17 protein-coding genes are annotated in these 19,296 nt (G+C 69.5%); 12 read left to right on the top strand and 5 right to left on the bottom strand.

The window, feature by feature from the left end; genetic code table 11:
• Positions 1–88: 88 nt before the first annotated feature.
• The 10 genes from K244_RS0120420 to K244_RS0120375 all read left to right on the top strand — a co-directional run bounded on the left by K244_RS0120420 (position 89) and on the right by K244_RS0120375 (position 9,616).
• On the top strand, positions 89–1,246 hold the full coding sequence (locus K244_RS0120420; protein WP_036307185.1) for a transporter substrate-binding domain-containing protein: 1,158 nt from the start codon (positions 89–91) through the stop codon (positions 1,244–1,246).
• Between the two features lie 11 nt (positions 1,247–1,257).
• On the top strand, positions 1,258–1,866 hold the full coding sequence (locus K244_RS0120415; RefSeq protein ID WP_020188158.1) for an ANTAR domain-containing protein: 609 nt from the start codon (positions 1,258–1,260) through the stop codon (positions 1,864–1,866).
• A gap of 341 nt (positions 1,867–2,207) precedes the next feature.
• Entirely contained in the window at positions 2,208–3,245 is a 1,038-nt protein-coding gene (locus tag K244_RS0120410) for an aliphatic amidase (protein WP_020188157.1), read from the top strand.
• A gap of 69 nt (positions 3,246–3,314) precedes the next feature.
• On the top strand, positions 3,315–4,334 hold the full coding sequence (locus tag K244_RS0120405; protein WP_020188156.1) for an alpha/beta fold hydrolase: 1,020 nt from the start codon (positions 3,315–3,317) through the stop codon (positions 4,332–4,334).
• A 29-nt stretch (positions 4,335–4,363) separates the two neighbouring features.
• Positions 4,364–4,828, top strand: a complete 465-nt coding sequence (gene ureE / locus K244_RS0120400; protein WP_020188155.1) for an urease accessory protein UreE — start codon at positions 4,364–4,366, stop codon at positions 4,826–4,828.
• Positions 4,825–5,487 (top strand): urease accessory UreF family protein, encoded by a 663-nt coding sequence (locus tag K244_RS0120395; protein ID WP_020188154.1) that lies wholly within the window; start codon positions 4,825–4,827, stop codon positions 5,485–5,487. Before ureE ends, K244_RS0120395 begins: the two co-directional genes overlap by 4 nt.
• Before the next feature lie 16 nt (positions 5,488–5,503).
• Complete coding sequence (locus K244_RS0120390) at positions 5,504–6,196, top strand: urease subunit gamma (RefSeq protein WP_020188153.1); 693 nt, start codon at positions 5,504–5,506, stop codon at positions 6,194–6,196.
• An 11-nt stretch (positions 6,197–6,207) separates the two neighbouring features.
• Complete coding sequence (gene ureC, locus K244_RS0120385) at positions 6,208–7,920, top strand: urease subunit alpha (RefSeq protein ID WP_020188152.1); 1,713 nt, start codon at positions 6,208–6,210, stop codon at positions 7,918–7,920.
• A gap of 248 nt (positions 7,921–8,168) precedes the next feature.
• A complete protein-coding gene (gene ureG / locus K244_RS22385) occupies positions 8,169–8,762 on the top strand; it encodes an urease accessory protein UreG (protein WP_036307183.1) in 594 nt (197 codons plus the stop codon).
• Positions 8,759–9,616, top strand: a complete 858-nt coding sequence (locus K244_RS0120375; RefSeq protein WP_020188150.1) for an urease accessory protein UreD — start codon at positions 8,759–8,761, stop codon at positions 9,614–9,616. The genes ureG and K244_RS0120375 overlap by 4 nt, the downstream gene beginning before the upstream one ends.
• A gap of 307 nt (positions 9,617–9,923) precedes the next feature.
• Here the strand turns inward: K244_RS0120375 and K244_RS0120370 are convergent, their stop codons facing one another.
• From K244_RS0120370 to K244_RS0120350, 5 genes are all read right to left on the bottom strand, one after another.
• A complete protein-coding gene (locus K244_RS0120370) occupies positions 9,924–12,209 on the bottom strand; it encodes a VWA domain-containing protein (protein WP_020188149.1) in 2,286 nt (761 codons plus the stop codon).
• Positions 12,206–13,045 (bottom strand): CbbQ/NirQ/NorQ/GpvN family protein, encoded by an 840-nt coding sequence (locus tag K244_RS0120365; protein WP_020188148.1) that lies wholly within the window; start codon positions 13,043–13,045, stop codon positions 12,206–12,208. Before K244_RS0120365 ends, K244_RS0120370 begins: the two co-directional genes overlap by 4 nt.
• Positions 13,046–13,204: 159 nt before the next feature.
• Positions 13,205–14,479, bottom strand: coding sequence for an ABC transporter substrate-binding protein (locus tag K244_RS0120360; protein ID WP_020188147.1), 1,275 nt, complete (start codon positions 14,477–14,479; stop codon positions 13,205–13,207).
• A 26-nt stretch (positions 14,480–14,505) separates the two neighbouring features.
• Complete coding sequence (locus K244_RS22380) at positions 14,506–16,056, bottom strand: ATP-binding protein (protein ID WP_020188146.1); 1,551 nt, start codon at positions 16,054–16,056, stop codon at positions 14,506–14,508.
• The gene (locus K244_RS0120350; RefSeq protein WP_020188145.1) at positions 16,049–16,753 is read right to left on the bottom strand and encodes a response regulator transcription factor; all 705 of its coding nucleotides are present in this window, start codon (positions 16,751–16,753) and stop codon (positions 16,049–16,051) included. Before K244_RS0120350 ends, K244_RS22380 begins: the two co-directional genes overlap by 8 nt.
• Before the next feature lie 508 nt (positions 16,754–17,261).
• Here K244_RS0120350 and K244_RS0120345 point away from each other — a divergent pair.
• Both K244_RS0120345 and K244_RS0120340 read left to right on the top strand, forming a co-directional pair.
• Positions 17,262–17,537 (top strand): hypothetical protein, encoded by a 276-nt coding sequence (locus K244_RS0120345; RefSeq protein ID WP_155931883.1) that lies wholly within the window; start codon positions 17,262–17,264, stop codon positions 17,535–17,537.
• A gap of 329 nt (positions 17,538–17,866) precedes the next feature.
• On the top strand, positions 17,867–19,174 hold the full coding sequence (locus K244_RS0120340) for a transporter substrate-binding domain-containing protein (RefSeq protein ID WP_024816651.1): 1,308 nt from the start codon (positions 17,867–17,869) through the stop codon (positions 19,172–19,174).
• Positions 19,175–19,296: the final 122 nt, after the last annotated feature.

Genomic DNA, 19,296 nt, shown 5'->3' with positions numbered 1-19,296 from the left:
AACGAGGGCGTGCTGCGCGCGCGAAAAATGGTCTATCCATGCGTCCGGCCGCCGAGCGCGGGCGGGATGGACGGTGCGGAGCGTGACGGTGACGGGCGAGCCCTGGCGGATCGGCGTGTTGTTCTCGATGACGGGCGTGACGGCCAACGTCGAGCGCGCCCAGCTCAACGCGACGCTGCTGGCGATCGACGAGATCAACGCCGCCGGCGGCGTCATGGGCCGCGAACTCCAGCCGGTCGTCTATGACGGCGCTTCGGACCCCAAGCGCTTCCGGGCGCTCGCCGAGCAGCTGATCGCGGCCGACGGCGTCCGCCTGATCTTCGGCTGCTACATGTCGAGCGTCCGCAAGGCGGTGCTGCAGGCGGTGGAGCCCTTCCGCGGCCTGCTGTTCTATCCCACGCTCTACGAGGGTTTCGAGTACTCGCTGCAGACGATCTACACCGGCGCCGCGCCGAATCAGAACGCGTTCCAGCTCGCCAAGTACCTGCTGGCCCGCCAGGGCCCGCGCTATCTCTTCGTCGGCTCGAACTACGTCTACCCCTACGAGACCAACCGGATCATGAGCGATTTCGTGGTCCAGTCGCGCGGCAAGGTCCTCGACGAGATCTACATTCCCCTCGACGCCGCCGCGGACGACCTGAAGACCGTGATCAAGCGGATCCGGAAGCTCAGTCCCGACGTGATCTTCTCGACCATCGTCGGCCAGGCGACGCCGGCGTTCTACGAGGCCTACGCCGACGCCGGATTCAAGGCGTCCGACATGCCGATCGCGAGCCTCACCACCTCCGAGGCCGACGTCGCCGAGATGAGGCCGGGCGTCGCCGAAGGCCACATCTCGGCCGCGACCTTCTTCTCGACGCTCGGCTCGCCCGCGGCCCGCAAGTTTGTGGCGGCCTATCGCCAGCGCTTCGGCGCCGACGCGCCGATCCCCTCGGCGGCGGAGGCCGCCTACTTCCAGGTCCATCTCGCGGCCGCAGCCCTCGCGCGCGCCGGCGCGGACGACCCGCGGCGGGTGCTGGCCGAGATCATGGACGTCGAGATCGACGCGCCGCAGGGCCGCGTGCGCGTCGACCCGGAGAACCATCACACCTACCTCTGGCCGCGGGTGGCGCGGCTCGACGCCAAGGGCGCGTTCCAGATCGTCTGGAACCCCGGCGTGCGCGTGAAGCCCGATCCCTACTGCGTGACGCAACGGCTCGACGACTGGTCCGCGGACTTCGTCGAACCGTCGCCCGGCGCGCGCTGAGGCCGCGGGCGATGGCGATCCAGATCCTGCGCGACATCAAAGGCCTGCGCGTCCAGGCGATCCACCCCAACGATCCAGAGGGCAAGCAGCTCGTCGATCACCTCAAGCGCATCGGCTGCTTCGTGGAGACGACCTGGCCAATCCCCGAGGCCTACTCCGACAACGTCGACCTCGTGCTGCTGACGATCGAGCAGGAGGACCGCGACGGGCTGCTGAAGCTGATGAAGTCGCGCGCCGACTCGCCCCCGACCGTGATCGCGATCGTTGGCTACGAGAACCCCTCGACGCTCTCGCTGCTCCTGGAGAGCGGCGCGCTCGCAGTGATCGAGCGGCCGCTTAAGCCCTTCGGCCTGCTCACGCAAATCGCGCTCGCGCGCAGCCTCTGGCTCGAGCGCAAGGAGCAGGCCCGGCGGCTGCGCAAGCTCGAGCGCAAGCTCAACGGCATCCAGCAGATCCAGAAAGCCAAGACCATCCTGATGGCGAACCAGGGCATCTCCGAGGAGGAGGCGTTCCAGACCATCCGCCGCCAGGCCATGTCGAAGCGGGTGCCGATGGAGGAGATGGCGAGCGCGATCATCAACGCCAACGAGCTATTGAACTTCCGCGCGGATGGTGCTTAGCTCCCCGCGTTGCTTGAGCGCGATGCAGCGGCCGAGCGACTTCGCCGGATCACAAGGTGGTCGATCCGGCTTGGCGATGTAGCCCGACAGATCCTCCCGAGAGGATTTGGCGGGCTTTTTTGTTTTTCACGTCCGCGACAGCGCCGTCGTCGGTCGTTTTGGTGCTGATTTCATTTGGCGACGCAGGCGCGGACTGCGCCTTTGCTTCGCCGGACCAGACACTTCGACCCCGCGGGCTGCTCGACGCCGCGCCGGCGCACGCTGCGCCGGCGGCGACGGGGGGCGCGCGTTCCGCCCGCGGCGCTCATGCGAAGCGCCCGGAGGCCCCAAGGAGACTGAACATGATTCACGGTGACATCGGCTCGAGCAACGACACCGTCGGCGTGGCGGTGGTGAACTACAAGATGCCCCGCCTGCACACGAAGGCCGAGGTGCTGCAGAACGCCAAGAAGATCGCCGACATGGTGGTCGGCATGAAGGCCGGCCTGCCGGGCATGGACCTCGTGATCTTCCCCGAGTACTCGACCCACGGGATCATGTACGACTCGAAGGAGATGTGCGACACCGCCGCGGCGATCCCCGGCGAGGAGACCGAGATCTTCGCCGACGCCTGCCGCAGGGCGAAGTGCTGGGGCGTGTTCTCGCTCACCGGCGAGCGCCACGAGGAGCACCCAAACAAGGCGCCCTACAACACTCTGATCCTGATGAACGACCAGGGCGAGATCGTTCAGAAGTACCGCAAGATCATGCCGTGGGTGCCGATCGAGGGCTGGTACCCCGGCAACTGCACCTACGTCTCCGACGGTCCGAAGGGCCTGAAGATCAGCCTGATCATCTGCGACGACGGCAACTACCCCGAGATCTGGCGCGACTGCGCCATGCGCGGCGCCGAGCTGATCGTCCGCTGCCAGGGCTACATGTACCCGGCGAAGGACCAGCAGGTGGTGATGGCCAAGGCCATGGCCTGGGCGAACAACACCTATGTGGCGGTCGCCAACGCCACGGGCTTCGACGGCGTCTACTCCTACTTCGGCCACTCCGCGATCGTCGGCTTCGACGGCCGCACGCTCGGCGAGTGCGGTACCGAGGAGAACGGGATCAACTACGCCCAGCTCTCGGTTTCGCTGATCCGCGACTTCCGCAAGACCAGCCAGTCCAACAACCACCTCTTTAAGCTGGTCCACCGCGGCTACACCGGCATGATCAACTCCGGCGACGGCGACAAGGGCGCGGCCGAGTGCCCCTACGACTTCTACAAGCGCTGGATCGCCGATCCGGAGGGCACGCGCGAGATGGTCGAGTCCTTCACGCGCCCGACGGTCGGCGTCGACGAATGCCCGATCGAGGGGCTTCCGACCTCAAAGACCGTCCACCGCTGAGCGACGCCGTCCGGGGCGCGCCGGTCATCCCGACGCGCCTCGGGTCCACGCCCCGAGGAGGTTTTCGCGATGACGGTCGACTACAAGATCTTTGAACTGGGCGATGTGTCCCTGCAACGCGGCGCGACGATCCGTGGGGCGAAGCTCGCCTACAAGACCTACGGGACGCTGAGCCCCGCCAAGGACAACGTGATCGTCTACCCGACCTGGTATTCGGGGCAGCACTACGAGAACGAGTGGCTGATCGGCCCCGGCCGGGCGCTCGACCCGGAAAAATACTTCATCATCGTGCCGAACATGCTCGGCAACGGTCTGTCGTCGTCGCCGAGCAACACGCCGGAGCCCTACAACGGCCCGCGGTTCCCGCAGGTGACGGCCTACGACAACGTCATGGTCCAGCACAGGCTGGTGACGGAGCTGTTCGGGATCGAGCATGTCCGCTTGGTGACGGGCTGGTCGATGGGCGCGCTGCAGACCTTCCACTGGGGCGCGCTGTTCCCCGAGATGATGGACCTGATCGCGCCGTTCTGCGGGTCCGCCAAGTGCTCGCGGCACAATTTCGTGTTCCTCGAGGGCGTGAAGGCCGCGCTGACCGCGGACGCCGCCTTCGCCGAGGGCTGGTACGTCGACAAGCCGGCGCGGGGCCTTCGGGCGATGGCGCGGGTCTATGCCGGATGGGGCTTCTCTCAGGCGTTCTATCGCGAGAAGCTGGACATCGAAGCGCTGGGCTACTCCTCGCTCGAGGACTTCCTCGTGGCCTTCTGGGAGGGCTTCTTCCTGCCCAAGGACGCCAACAACCTGCTGACGATGCTGTGGACCTGGCAGAACGGCGACATCAGCGACAACCCGCTCTACGGCGGCGACCTGAAGGCCGCGCTCGGCGCGATCAAGGCCAAGGCCTTCGTGATGCCGGGGCAGACCGACCTTTACTTCCCCCCCGAGGACAGCGAGTTCGAGGTCGCGCACATGCCTAACGCCACCCTCGTGCCGGTGCCCTCGATCTGGGGCCACTTCGCCGGCGGCCCCGGCACCAACCCGACCGACGTCGACTTCATCGACGCCAAGCTCAAGGACCTGCTCGCCTCCTGACGCCGCGCGCCACCACAGGACCCGCCTCAATGCTGCACATCGACAGCGTCGTCGGAGACAGGGCCGAGCCCGGCCTCCACCGGCGCCTCCATCATCTCGAACACCGCGGGGCTGTGGAGACCGTGACCATCGCGAGCGCCGACATGGCGCGCCGCCGCCTGCGCCTCACCACGCCGAAGGGCGAGGAGCTGGCGATCGCGCTGCCCCGCGAGCAGAAGCTGTTCGACGGCGCCGTGCTGCTGATCGACGACGACCGCGCGATCGTGGTGCGGGCGGAGGTGGAGCGCTGGCTTCGCCTGCAGCCGGCCTCGATCGCCGACGCGGTCGAGCTCGGCTACCACGCCGGCAACCTGCACTGGCGCGTGCGCTTCGAGGGCGAGTGCCTGCTGGTCGCGCTCGAAGGGCCGGCGGAGGCCTACTTCGCGCGGCTCGACGCGCTGTTCGCCGGCCGTTCGATCAAGAGCACCGTGGTCACGCAGGACCTCGCGGCGTGATCGGCCCGTTGCTCGCGATGTGGCAGGCGGACGCCGCCTTTCCGAGCGGCGGCTTCGCGTTCTCGAACGGGCTCGAAGGCCTCGCGGCGTCCGAGCCTCTGGACGGCGAGGCGCTGGAGCGGGTGATCGCCGGCGTTCTTCGCCGCCGCTGGGCGACCGCCGACCGGGTCGCCATGCTGCAGGCGTTCGACCGCGCGGGCGATCTCGACGCGGTCGCCGAGATCGACGCCGAGGTGGAGGCGGCGACGCTCTCCGAGCCGTTCCGCGCCGGCTCCCGCCGCAATGGCGCGGGGCTTCTAGCGGCCCATGTCCGCATCGCGACGCCGGGCGCGGCGGACTGGCAGGCGCGGGTGCGCGCCGGCCGCGCGCAGGGCCATCTCGCGCCGACGCAAGGGGTGGTCTGGCGCGGCGCGGGCCTCGACGCCGAAGGCGCGACGCTCGCCTCCGGCTACATGGTTCTCTCCGGCTTCACCACCGCCGCCGTCCGTCTCGGCGTCGTCGGCGCGGTCGCGGCGCAGGCCGTCGTCCGCCGCCTGCTGCCGGTGCTCGCCGAGCTCGCCGCAGCGCCTGCGCCGGACAAGATCGCGAGCTTCGCGCCCCGCCTCGACATCGCCGCCGCCCGCCACGCCCGGGGCGAGCTTCGCCTCTTCTCGAACTGACCCTCCGCGAGCGCCCATGCTGCTGACCCCGACGGAACTCGAACGCCTGACGATCTTCACCGCGGCGGAGCTCGCCCGAAAACGCCGGGCGAAGGGGCTGAAGCTCAACTACCCGGAGGCGGTGGCGCTGATCACCGACGAGATCCTGGAAGGCGCCCGCGAGGACCGCACGGTCGCCGACCTCATCGGCTTCGGCGCGACCGTGCTGACCAGCGACGACGTGCTTTCGGGCGTGCCCGCCATGCTGCACATCCTGCAGGTCGAGTGCGTATTTCCCGACGGCACTAAGCTTGTCACGGTGCACGAGCCGATCCGTCCTGCGGAGGGATCCGACGCCGATCCGGTGCAGCCCGGCGGGACGCTCGCGCTCGAGGGCGAGATCGAGCTGAACGACGGGCGTCCGCGCGTGATGCTGGAGGCGACCAACAGCGGCGACCGGCCGGTGCAGATTGGCTCGCACTTCCACTTCTTCGAGGTGAACCGCGCGATGGACTTCGACCGCGCGGCGGCCTTCGGCATGCGGCTCGACATTCCTGCAGGGACCGCCGTGCGCTTCGAGCCGGGGCAGACCAAGGAGGTGACGCTGACGACCTTCGGCGGGAGCCGCTTCGTCGGCGGCCTCAATGGCCTCGGCGGCGACACCACCAGTCCGGAGGCGAAGGACGTCGCGCTCGCCAAGGCCCGCGCGGCCGGCTTCCGCGGCGCCTGAGGAGACAAGCCATGGTCACGATCGCCCGCAAGGACTACGCCGCGCTCTATGGACCGACCGTCGGCGACGGCGTCCGGCTCGGCGACACCTCGCTCATCGCCGTGGTGGAGAAGGATTACGCGACCTACGGCGACGAGTGCCTGCACGGCGGCGGCAAGACGCTGCGCGATGGCATGGGGCTCGCCGCCGGCATCGCCAACGCTGAGGGCGCGCTCGACTTCCTCCTGTGCAACGTGCTGGTGATCGACGCCGTGCTCGGAATCGTCAAAGGCGATCTCGGCATCAAGGACGGCAGGATCGTCGGCGTCGGCAAGGCCGGCAACCCCGCGGTCATGGACGGCGTCGACCCGCGGCTGATCGTCGGCGCCGGCACGACCGTGCGCGACTGCGAGGGCCTGATCGCCACCGCCGGCGGCATCGACGTGCATGTGCACTTCGACTCCGCGGGGCTCGTCGACCACGCGCTGGCGAGCGGCCTGACGACCATGCTCGGCGGCTCGCTCGGCCCCATCACGGTCGGCATCGACTCCGGCGGCCCGTTCAACACCGGCAAGATGATCCAGGCCTCCGAGGCCTGGCCGATGAACTTCGGCTTCCTCGGCCGCGGCAACAGCCACATTCCGGGCTGTCTCAGGGAGCAGCTCGAGACGGGATGCCTCGGGCTCAAGATCCACGAGGACTGGGGGGCGATGCCGGCGACGATCGACGCCTGCCTGCGCTCGGCCGACGAGTTCGACTACCAGGTGCAGCTGCACACCGACACGCTGAACGAGAGCGGCTTCCTGGAGGACACCCTGGCCGCGATCGGCGGCCGGACGATCCACATGTACCACACCGAGGGCGCTGGCGGCGGCCACGCCCCGGACATCATCCGCGTGGCGGGCGAAGGCTACTGCCTGCCGTCGTCGACGAACCCGACCAACCCCTACACGGTCAACACGTTCGACGAACACCTCGACATGACCATGACCTGCCACCACCTCAATCCGGCGATCCCGGAGGACGTGGCCTTCGCGGAAAGCCGTATCCGCGCGCAAACCATCGCGGCCGAGGACATCCTGCACGACATCGGCGCGATCTCGATGCTGGGCTCCGACAGCCAGGGCATGGGCCGCATCCACGAGGTCATCTGCCGGACCTGGCAGCTCGCCTCCAAGATGAAGGACCAGCGCGGCCTGCTGCCGGAGGAGAAGCCCGGCTTCGGCGACAACGAGCGCATCAAGCGCTACGTCGCCAAATATACGATCAACGCCGCGCGCACCTTTGGCATCGCCCAGCACATCGGCTCGCTGGAAGACGGCAAGATGGCCGACATCGTGATCTGGCGGCCGGCGTTCTTCGGCATAAAGCCGGAGCTCATCATCAAGGGCGGCTTCATCGCCTGGGGCGCCATGGGCGACAGCGCGGCCTCGCTGATGACCTGCGAGCCGATGATGCTGCGTCCGCAGTGGGGCGCCTACGGCAAGGCCGCGCCGGCGCTCTCCGCCTGCTTCGTGCACCCGCTCGCCATCGCCCGCGGCCTGCGGGAGGAGCTCGGCGTCTCCAAGATCCTGCTGCCGGCAAGCGGCACGCGGGGGCTGAAGAAGTCCGACATGCTGCACAACGACGCCCTGCCCCACATCCGCGTCGACCCGCAGACCTTCGACGTCTTCGTCGACGGCGAACTCGCGACCTGCGAGCCCGCGACCGAACTGCCGCTCGCGCGGCGCTACATGCTGAGGTGAAGGCGATGATCGACACCAAGGCAGTCCATCGGAGCACGACGTCTCCGCCCCCTCCCCCTTGCGGGGAGGGTAAGGGTGGGGGTGGTCCAGAACCCAGCGCCGCGCTCGGGCGTAACGCAGCGGCCACGTTCGAGCCTCATCCGGGGCCACCCCCACCCCCCGCCCCCCCCCGCAAGGGGGAGGGGGGCAGACCGGCGCCGGCTGCTTCCGCCGACAGCGGGACGACGCCGAAGACAACCGCCGCCCGCATCGGGATCGGCGGCCCGGTCGGCTCCGGCAAGACCGCGCTGATCGAGCGGCTGATCCCGGTGCTGCGCGCCCGCGACGTCAACCTTGCGGTCGTCACCAACGACCTCGTCACGAAGGAGGACGCCGAGCGGCTGCGGCGCTCCGGGCTGATCGAGCCGGAGCGCGTGCTCGCGGTCGAGGCCGGCGCCTGCCCGCACACCGTCATCCGCGAGGACCCGACGCTCAACATGGCGGCGGGCGACGAACTGGAGGCGAGCTTTCCCGGCCTTGAGCTGATCGTGTTCGAGTCCGGCGGCGACAACCTCGCCTCAACCTTCTCGCTCGACCTCGTGGACTGGTGGATCTTCGTGATCGACGTCGCCGGCGGCGACGACATCCCCCGCAAGAAGGGGCCGGGCGTGCTGAAGAGCGACCTGCTGGTCGTGAACAAGATCGACCTCGCGCCCCACGTGGGCGTCGATCTCGAGCGCATGCTGGCGGAGGCCCGCGCTGTCAGGGGCGATCATCCCGTCATCGCCACCAACGCCCGCGCCGGCGACGGGGTGGAAGACCTGGCCGACGCCATCTGCCGCGCCGTGCTGTTCCGCGAATGAAGCCGGCCGACTACGCCTCCGGCGAGGCCGCCGCCGGGCGCCATCGCCGCGCCGAGCTGGTCTTCGCCCGCGGCGGCGGTCGCTCGGCGCTGATCCGGCAGGTCAGCCCCTACCCCTTTCACACCACGCGGCCCTTCGCGCTCGACCGCGCGCGGCCCGATCTCGCGACGCTCTACCTGCAGTCGGCCTCGGGCGGCGTCTACCGCGGCGACGTGCTCGACCTCGCGCTCACGGTGAAGGACGGCGCCGCGGCGCATGTGACGAGCCAGGCCGCGACCGTGGTGCACGACACCGGCGCGGCGCGCGCGCGGCAGACGACCGAGATGACGGTCGGCGCCGGCGCCTTCGGGGCGCTGACGCTGGATCCGCTGATCCTGTTTCCCGGGGCCGAGCTTGCGGCGAAGACCACCCTGCGCCTCGGCGAGGGCGCGCTGGCGATCCTAGCGGACGGCGTCGCCTGGCATGATTTCGCGGGGCGGGATCGCCCGTTCCGGTCGCTGACCTCGGAAGTCACGGTCCATGGGCCCGACGGGCGCCGGCTCGTGCTCGACCGCTCGACGGTCGACGGCGCTGACCTCATCGGGCCGGCCTCGCTGCTCGGCGACGGCATGGGGGCCTACGGCTCGGCGATGCTGTTCGGTCCTGCGGACATGCTGCCTTCGGCGGAGGCGCTCGAACAGGCGCTGGAGTCCGTCGGCTGCCGGGCGGGCGCGAGCCCGCTGCCGAACGGCGCCGGCGTCGGCGTGCGGATGCTCGCGGCCAACGGCGGACGCATCGCAACGGGCGTCGAGACGCTCTTCAACGTCGGCGTGGCGGCGATGCTGGGCTTCGCCCCTGCGCGCCGGCGGAAGTAGAGCGGTTGACGCCGCGTCTCGGTCTGGCTTGACCGGACCACCCATGCCAGACGTTCTTGCATAGAGCGATGCATTTTGAGGTCTCAAGCCCCCCTCACCCGACGTGCTTCGCACGTCGACCTCTCCCCGCCGGGGAGAGGTGAAGAAAGGCGCGACCCCTTACCTCTCCCCAGCGGGGAGAGGTCGCCGCGAAGCGGCGGGTGAGAGGGCTAAGTGTTTCAAATCACTACCTGCTTATCCCGATCCGGCGCTGGACGGCCGTTGGTCAAGCCGGAGGATGACAGCGAGGGTTTGAACGCCGATCTGTTCACAGCCGCGCCAGCCGGAAATACAGCTCCGACAGCCGCGCAGGCAGGTCGTCGAGCCGTCGCGCGGGCATGGTGTTCGCCCGGCCGAACACGTCGGTCGCCGCCAGCGGCCCGAGCGTCACGCCGAACACGTCGACGCCGCGCCGCCTGAGGGAGAGCGCGGCGCGGCGGGCGTCCTCCACCAGGTCAAGCGGGTCCGTCACGTCGATGTCGGAGGGTTCGCCGTCGGTCAGCGCGATGACGAGCTTGCGGTGCGAGCGGACGTCCTCCAGCTCCGCGCCCACATGCCGGAGCGCGGCGCCGAGGCGCGTCGAAAGGCCGGGCTCGAGCCCCGCCAGCCGCGCCATGGCGGCGGCGTCCATGCGGCCGTCGAAGTTCTTCACCTCCGTCAGCCGCACCTCCTCCCGCCCGCAGGAGGCGAAGGCGCGCACCGCGAAGACGTCGCCGGCCGTCTCCATGGCGTGGCCGAGCGCCGCCACCGCGAGCTTCTCGATGCCGAGCACCGTGCCGCCGCCGACGCGGTCGCGGGTGGATTCCGAGACGTCCACCAGCACGACGGTCGCCACGTCGCGGGCGCGGCGGCCGGAGGCGCGGTGGATGCGGTCGTCGGGCAGGTCGCCGGTGCGCAGCGCGATCGCCGCGCCGACCGCGGCGTCGAGATCGAGGTCGAAGCCTTCCGGCTGACGCTTCAGCCGCGCTGCCTTCCCCACGCGCGCGCCCCGCACGAGCCTCGCGATCCTGTCGCGAAAACCGCCGAGGCGGTCGAGCCTGTCCTCCAGCGCGCGGGCGTCGCCGACAGCCGCCGCCACGAGGCGCACCGTGGTCCAGTCCGGCCGCTCGACGCCAGCCGCCCGGTCCCACTCGGGATAGGTCGCGATCGCGACGCCGCGGTCGTCGGCCGGCGCCTCGCGGGCGCGGCCCGCCTCGGGCTTCGGCGGCTCGTCGCCCTCGCGGCCCTCGTCGGCCTCCTGCGGCGTCAGCCGCGCCGCGTCGACCGCCTGCTCGATCTCGTCGGCCTGCTGGTCGGGCTCGTCGTCGAAGGTCCAGAGGCCCAGGTTGTCGTCGCGGTAGAGCGGTTCGGGCACGTAGATCTTGGGGTCGAACCGCAGCCGCATCTGGCCGAGGTCGTGGCCGAGCAGGCCGCCGATGGCGCGCGCCGCGGTCGGGTCGTCGAGCCGGCCGGCGGCCTCCGCGAACAGCCGCCTCCCCTTCTCCACGAAGCCGTCGTCGTCCTGGTAATCCGGGTCGAACAGCGCCCGCGCGAGCCGCGCCATCAGGAACGCGGCCGTCATGGCGTCGCCGGGCTGCGCCATGTGCCACGGCGACCAGAGCGCCTTGAGGCCGGGATGCCTCTTGAGCGCGAGCGCCTCCACGCGGGCGTCCTCGACGAGGCCGACCAGCGCGATCTGCAGCGGCTTCAGCTTTTCCGCCCGCTGGCGCCGGCTGAACGCCTGGTGCGCCAGGGCGTGGGCGAGCGCCGCCCGGTAGAGCGGCTCGGCGCGCGCGCCGGTGACGCCGCGGTAGACCGCGGGCAGGCGCACGAGATCGCCGACGATCGACGCGCGCTGCGGCGCGGCGGAGACGCCCGCGCCCTGCAGCGCGGCGAGCCGCGGGGCCTGGCCCCAGAGCGCGCGTCCGAACAGCTTCAGGCGGCGTTCGACGTCCTGGAAAGCGACGGCGCCCGCGGCCCGCTCCAGCAGGGCGCGGGCTTCCGGGTCCTGCAGCGTGAAGAACGCGCGGCGCTTCTCCCGGTCCACGCCGCAGGCCTTCAGGCCCGCCGCCACGAAACTCTCGAAGGCGGCGCCGTCACCGTGGCCAAGCAACGCGGACGAGCGCTCGCAGACGGGCGCGAGACAGTCCGGGGCTTCCCGCGCGAGACGCGCGAGGCCGGCCCACCACTTGGCGCGCTCATGCCATCCCGGGAGCTTGAGCGCTGCGGCGGGCAGCGCGTCGAGCGTCGCCCGCCCCGCCTGCGACCCGCCATGGCGCGCGACCTCAGCGGCGCTTGCAGCGTCACGCGCGAGCGCTGCGGCGTCCTGCCGGCCGGCCAGGGCGTCCGTCGCGCGGGCAAAAGCGCGGAGGCAGCGAGCGCCCGCGTTGGCGTGCAGCAGGGTAAGGACGCCGCCCGCCCAGAGCTCGACCTCGGCCTCCGACCAGACGGCGTCGAGCCGTCGCAGCGTCTGGGCGAGCGTCGGGCCCACGTCCTCGCGGCCGAGCAGCAGGCGCGCGACGTCCCGGCGCGCCAACGCCTGCGGGCTGGCGTCGAGCACGGCGTCCACGCTCACCGCGGGCGCGCGGCTGCGGGCAGCCCGGCCGCGATCGCGGCGCCGAGCGCGTCCCGAACATCCCGCTCGTCGGTGATCGGCAGCAGGATCGCGGAGCGCACCGCGGCCTCGAGCGAGGCGCCGCCGCGGGCGAGCACCGCGGCGTGGATCAGCATGCGGGTCGAGGCGCCCTCGGCCAGGCCGTGGCCCCGCAGGTTGCGGGAGCGCAAGCCGACATCGACCAGCGTCCCGGCGAGATCGACGGAAACGCCGGCCTCCCGCGCGACGATCTCGGCCTCGATCCCGGCCTCCGGGTAGTCGAACTCGATCGCCACGAAGCGCTGCTTGGTGGACTCCTTGAGGTCCTTCACCGCGCTCTGGTAACCGGGGTTGTAGGAGATCGTGAGCTGGAAATCGGGGTGCGCCTGAACCAGCTCGCCCTTCTTCTCCAACGGCAGCGCCCGGCGCGCGTCGGTCAGCGGGTGGATGACGACGGTCGTGTCCTGCCGCGCCTCCACGATCTCGTCGAGGTAGCAGATCGCGCCTTCGCGCACCGCCATGGTGAGCGGGCCGTCGTGCCAGACCGTGCCCTCGGGCGCGAGCAGGAAGCGGCCGGCGAGGTCCGCCGCGGTCAGGTCCTCATGCGCGGCGACGGTGACCAGCGGCCGCTTCAGGCGCCACGCCATGTGCTCGACGAAGCGGGTCTTGCCGCAGCCGGTCGGTCCCTTGAGCATGACGGGCAGGCGGCTGGCGTAGGCCGCGGCGAAGATTTCGATCTCGTCGCCGACCGGGCGATAGAACGGCTCGTCGTGGATCTCGTGGGCGGACAGGCGGCCCGACGCCGGCGTTGCAGCCATGGCGGTCTCCGGAATGTCTGGGAAAAGCGCGGGATGCGCGGCGGGTCGTCGAGACGCCTGCCGCCCGGCGCCTTTGCCGGAGACGCGCCGCGACCATCCTGTCGCGCCGCCTTGAGCCGATTAACGCCCGAAACCGCGCCGGCTTCAAGCCTTTGCGGCCTACAGCCCCGTAAGCCCCCGCGGATTGCCCGGCGCCGCCGGGCGAACCGCCGTCCCTCGCCCGCTCATCCAGGGCGGATAGACGAAGCGCTCGGTGTTGTAGGGCTCCGGCGCGATCATCGAGAGCGGCTTCCGGAAGTCCTGGATCTGGTAGAAAATGTGCGGCATCCCGAGCGACGGATCGTGCGTCACGACGGGGTACGGCACCACGGCCTGCCAGTCGGGGTGGTAGCGGATCGTGCCGTGGACGCTGCGGTAGATCATGCCCTTCAGCGCGAAGGCGACCTTGCGGTTCTGCTCGAAGTCGCCGGGCGGGCCCGAGCCGCCGGCCATGGCGGCGGCGACGGCGTAGTGGTGCATGTTGCTGTAGGACTGGCAGCCGATCGTCGCGGTCGAGCCTTCGCCGAAGCGGGCGTTGTAGCGCGCCTCGAAGCGCTTCCCCATATCGTCGCGTAGCAGGCCGATGACCGAGGAGACGATGACGCCGACCGCCGCCTCCTGGGCGATGTCGGTGAAGGTGCGATGCATCGCGCCGTATTGCAGGTAGACGATGCAGTCCATCGGCTTCTCGCTGAACTGGCGCTGAAAATGCGCGAGGTCGCCGGCGTAGAAGTGGGTGTTGGCGATGACGGCCGGGTTGGTGGCGCGCACCTCGTCCAGCACGTCGCGCCACTGGCTGGTCGGCGTCTGGACGATCTTCGGCCCGAAGCAGAGACGCCAGCCGAAGTCGGCGGCGGCGGCCGCCATCGCGTTGGCGATGACGATGCTGTAGGGCTTCGAGCCCGAGATGATCGCGAGCCTGTCCGAGTTCGGGGTCCACTGGCCGGAATCCCGGAGCCAGGAGATGAACTTGATGAAGCCCGGCCCGTACCAGTAGTCCGCCGGGTCCGCCATGAAGCAGCCGAAGTAGCGCTCGGGGTCGCTCATCACCGTGTCGTGGTGCTGCAGCAGCGTGTTGGCGTGGACGTAGATGATGCCGGCGTCCGCGATCGGCTCGTATTCCGAGTTCTGCGGCCCGATGTTGTAGCCGTTGACGATGGCGTGGACCTGATGCTTCTCGATCAGCCAGCGGGCCGCGCCGACGACCTCCTCCGCGGTCTGGCGGCAGGTGTCGGCGAAGATCGGCCGTATCGGCCGCCCCAGCAGCCCGCCGCGCGCGTTCAGCTCCTCGACCGCGAGGATCATGCCTTTGCGGAATTCCGCGCCGTCGGCGGCTGAAGGCCCCGTGAGCGGGATCATGCTGCCGATCGGCACGACGTCTTGGCTGGCGGCCACGCTCTGCGTTCCCTCGGGCCGCGCGCTCAGCGGCCGGACAATTTCGTGAGACTAGGTTCAAAAAGCAGGTTGTGCATCAGAACCCGCAGCCGCGGAGGGCTGACCGGCTTCACAAGCACCGGAAGACCCGCGGCGCGGATGCCTTCGAGCACTCGCGGCTCCGCGTCCGCGGTGACGATCATCGCGGGCGTCGCGGCGCCGATCGCCTGCCGCACGCCTTCGACCACGTCCACGCCCGTCCGCGTCTTCAGGTTGTAGTCCGCCACGATCAGCTGGGGCACGACGCCGCCTTCCACCAGGCGGATGGCTTCGCTTTCGTCGGCCGCCGCATGCACGTCGATCCCCCAGCGGCGCAGCAGCTGGGTCATGGTCTCGCGCAAAATGTCGTCGTCCTCGACCAGGATGACCGGCGTGCCGACGAACTCGCCCGCGACCGCCTCGCTGATCTCCACCTCCCGGCCGGCCTCGCTGTGCCAGATGTTCCCGAGCGGCACGGTGACCGAGAAGATCGAGCCCTTGCCGACCTCCGAGCGCAGGCGGACGGGGTGCTCGAGCAGCTCGGCCAGCCGCTTGACGATGTTGAGGCCGAGGCCGAGGCCGTTCTTCTGCATCCGCCGCTCTTCGGTCGCGCGGTAGAACTCGTCGAAGACCCGCTCGCGGTCCTGCGGCCGCACGCCCCGGCCGGTGTCGACGACCTCGATGCGGAGGTTCTTTCCCTCGCGGCGGCATCCGACCACGACGCCGCCGACCTCGGTGAAGCGGATCGCGTTGGCGACGAAATTGCTGAGGATCCGCTCCAGCAGCGCGCGGTCGGTCGCGATCGTGCCCCGCGGGGCGACGAACTTCAGCCGCAACGCCTTCTCCTCCGCCTGATGGCGGAACTGGATGTCGAGGCGCTCGAACAGCTGCGACAGCTGGAACGAGGTGATCCGCGGCTGGATGCGGCCGGCGTCGAGCTGCCCGATCTGCAGCAGCGCGCCGAGCAGATCCTCCATGATCGAGACGGCCACGCCCATGGCGTGCAGCATGTCGGAGCGATGCTCCTCGACCGGCTCGCGAATGCAGTTGTAGATCAGGATCTTGAGCGATGCGAGCGGCTGGCGGAGGTCGTGGTTCGCGGCCCGCAGGAAGCGCGACTTCGCCTCGTCGGTGGCCTCCGCCGCCTCCTTGGCGAGCTGCAGCGCCGTTTCGTTGCGCTTGATCGCGGTCACGTCGGTGAAGGTCACCGTCATCCCGCCGACGCGGGAGGCCGCATGGGTCACCTGCATCACCGCGCCGGTCGCGAACAGATAGTCGCGCTGCTTCTCGACGCCGAAGTCGGCGATCTCCTCGCGCTCCCACGCGTCCGGCTCGCACGGCAGGAAGCACTCGTGCGAGCGCGCCATGGCGGAAACGAAGGCGTCGTAGGTCATCCCGACCGACGCCGGGAGATCGCAGGTCTTGCGGAACCGGTCGTTGACGTAGAGCAGGCGGCGATCCTCGCCCCAGACCAGGATGCCGTTGGGCGCGACGTCGAGGCCGGCCCAGATGGCGGCCAGCCGATCGTCCGCGCCCGCGGCGCGGTCGGTATCAGCCACGTCCTGCGGTCGCCGCGGCGCCGAACCGGCTGATGGCGTAGTGCACCGCGGCGGAACGATCGCGGATGTTCAGCTTCCGCATGGCGTTGCCGAGATGGACGCGGACGGTCTGGCTGCTGAGCTCCAGCTCCTCGGCGATCCGCTTCACCGAATAGCCGCGCCCGAGCAGGCTGAGAACGCCCCGCTCGCGGGCGGTGAGGGCGTCGAGATCGCGCTCGGGATCGATCGCGGCCGCCACGGCCTTCGTCGCCTCGGCCGAGGCCGGAGCCCGCGGCGCCGCCGGCGGCTGTGCGGAGGCCGAGCGCTCGATGATCCGGCGGGGGAAACTGACCTCGCCCGCGAGCACCCGTTCGAGCGCGCGCTCGATCTCCGGGCCGCCGGACGATTTGGGAATGTAGCCGATCACGCCCTGTTCGACCGACCGCAGGACGTGGTCCACGTCCTCGTGGACCGACACGACCACTACGGGGACGTCGGGGAAACTCGCGCGCAGCCGCCTCAGTCCGTCGAAGGCGTCGAAGCCGGGCATCACGAGGTCGACCAGCATCAGATCGATGTCGTCGTGCTCGACCAGCATGGCGGCCGCCTCGTCGAACGTTTCGGCCTCGTAGGTCTCGAGCGCCTGATGCAGGCGCCGCATGACCTGCTTCAACGACTGTCGAACCACCCAGTGGTCGTCGGCGATGAGAACCTTCATGCCTTCACGCGATCGTTTCTCTCGGCGCTGCGTTGCGTCTAGCGCTGACGCTGCTTCGACGCGCGCGCCGCCCGGCCATCCAAACCTTCTGTCACGATTGCCGCACCTTTCCAAGAGGACAGCAAAGCCGCTCCACCGCTGCTTTGGGCCAACCGACGGCACAGGGCTTGGTCATCGCGAACGGCGACAAGCGCCGCGCGAGACCTCACGCGGCCGCGAAACTCAACGGACTCCGCGTCGCTCGGAGGCTCGTCGCCTTCTGCGCTCGACGCGAAGACGACAGCTTGACGGCTGGATCGACGCGGCGTTAGCCTCGACAAATATCTAGACAATACATCTAGATTAAACCGCGCACTGCGACGGCTATCCGTGGGAAGCGATCGATGAGCCCCCTCTCCCGGCCGCTGGGCTAACCGGCATGCTCCCGAAGCCCGCCGCTGGTGATCTCAGGACTCTTCCGGAGCGCCGGCGCTACGGACGAAAACAGCGCGAGTTTTTGCGGTCCCTCGTGACCGACGCCGTGATCGGCGAGCACCGCCGCGCCCCGCAGCCCGGCCAGCGCAGCGAAGCGCTCGAGCGGCTGATGGTCTATTTCCAGCGGGAGGCTGCGGCCGACGGCTACGCGGTGCTGGTGGTGAAGCCGTTCGAGGCCTACCGACTCGTTGAAAACGCAAGGGGCTTGGGCCTTGGACCCCGCGCCCTCGACGACCAGCTCTACGCGTCGCCGGAGGAGGCAGAGCACGGTCTGTTCCTCCGCCGCATCCACGACCTCTTCGAAACATGACGACGCCGGCGCGCGCAACCGCGCGCTCCGCCCTCGGCGCAAGTAAGCCGACAGATCAGGCGAGCCGCCTCCGCCGACCGCTTCGCCGGGGCTCACGGCCGAATCCGCTCAATTTCGCGACGCCGTGCACAGCAAGGGAGCGGCCTTTGAGCACGAAAACGGCGCCGGGCTGCGTCGCACGGAGAAATTTCCATGCCTCTAAAGAAAGACCTTGACGACCTTTCGCACCGCACCCTAGCATCTAGATGTAAAGTCTAGTTGCAAGTGCTTGAGCCTTGCCGGACCGCCTTTTCTTTCGCCTTTACGCCTTTCACCTAGGGGCCGCCCACATGCAGTTCACCCGCCGTAATTTACTGAAGACGACGGCAGCGGCCTCCGCCGCTCTTGCTGCGCCGCATCTTTGGTTGCCGACCGCCAGCGAGGCCTGGGGCGCGACCCTGAAGAAGGGGGAGCCGATCAAGGTCGGCCTGCTGTTCTCCCTCACCGGCTCGCTCGCGGTTCCGGAGGAAGATTCGACCCTCGTGATGCAGTACGCCATCGAGGAGATCAACAAGGCGGGCGGCGTCGCCGGCGTGCCGATCGAGCCCGTGATCGTCGACGCCAAGTCGGACTTCGCGGTCTACTCCGAGAAGGCCAAGGAGCTGATCCTGCGCGAGAAGGTCATCGCGCTGTTCGGCTGCTACACCTCGGCGAGCCGCAAGGCGATCCTGCCCACCGTCATGCAGCGCGACCACCTGCTGTACTACCCGACCTGCTACGAGGGCGCGGAGTGCACACAGAACACCATCTGCACCGGCCCGCTCGCCAACCAGCACTCGCAGGACCTGATCCCCTTCATGGTCCAGCAGTTCGGCAAGCGCGTGTTCTTCGTCGGCTCGAACTACGTGTGGCCGAAGGAGTCGAACAAGAACGCCAAGGTGTGGTTGCAGAAGGCCGGCGGCGAGCTGCTTGGCGAAGAGTACATCCCGCTCGGCAGCTCCGAGTTCGGGCCCGTGCTGAACAAGATCCGCGAAGCCAAGCCCGACTTCATCTTCTCGACGGTGGTCGGCGCGTCGGACATCGCGTTCCACAAGCAGTTCAAGCAGGAAGGCTTCAAGGCCGACAAGATGCCGATCGCCTCGCTCACCACCGGTGAGATCGAGACGCGCGCCATGGGCGCCGAATTCGGCGCTGGCCACTTCCTGTCGGCCCCCTACTTCCAGTCCCTCGACAACCCCACCAACAACAAGTTCGTCGAGAGCTTCCTGAAGTCGAAGTACGGCAAGAACGGCACGACCCACTACAACATGGAGGAGACCTACACCTCCGCCTACGTGTTCAAGGCCGGCTTCGAGAAGGCCGCGGCCGCGGTGGGCTTCGAGAACGTCACGCCGCGCGCGATCCGCGATCATTCGGGCGGCGTCCGCGTCGAGGACAACGTCTCGCCGGAAGGCCTGATCTGGATCGACGAGAACAACTTCAACTGCTGGCTGAAGCCGAAGATCGGCCAGTGCCAGGCCGACGGCACCTTTAAGATCGTGAAGGCCGCCGACAGCCACGTCGCGCCGGACCCGTACTCGATCTACCCCGACGCCGGCGTCTGCACCAAGGACGGCCTCAAGTCGCCCGACGGCAAGATCCGCAAGAGCGTCATCTGACCTGACGTCTCCGCCCCGCGGCGCCCACGCGCCGCGGGGCACGTTTATTGCAACGCAACATCAGCGCCGCGCTCGCCGACGGCGCGACTTGCGCTGGAAGGGCCCAAAGCGGGCGAAATGGG

Origin of the sequence: Methylopila sp. 73B (assembly GCF_000526315.1) — a bacterium.
Classification (GTDB): Bacteria; Pseudomonadota; Alphaproteobacteria; order Rhizobiales; family Methylopilaceae; genus Methylopila.
This window is presented reverse-complemented; position numbering and strand designations above follow the sequence as displayed.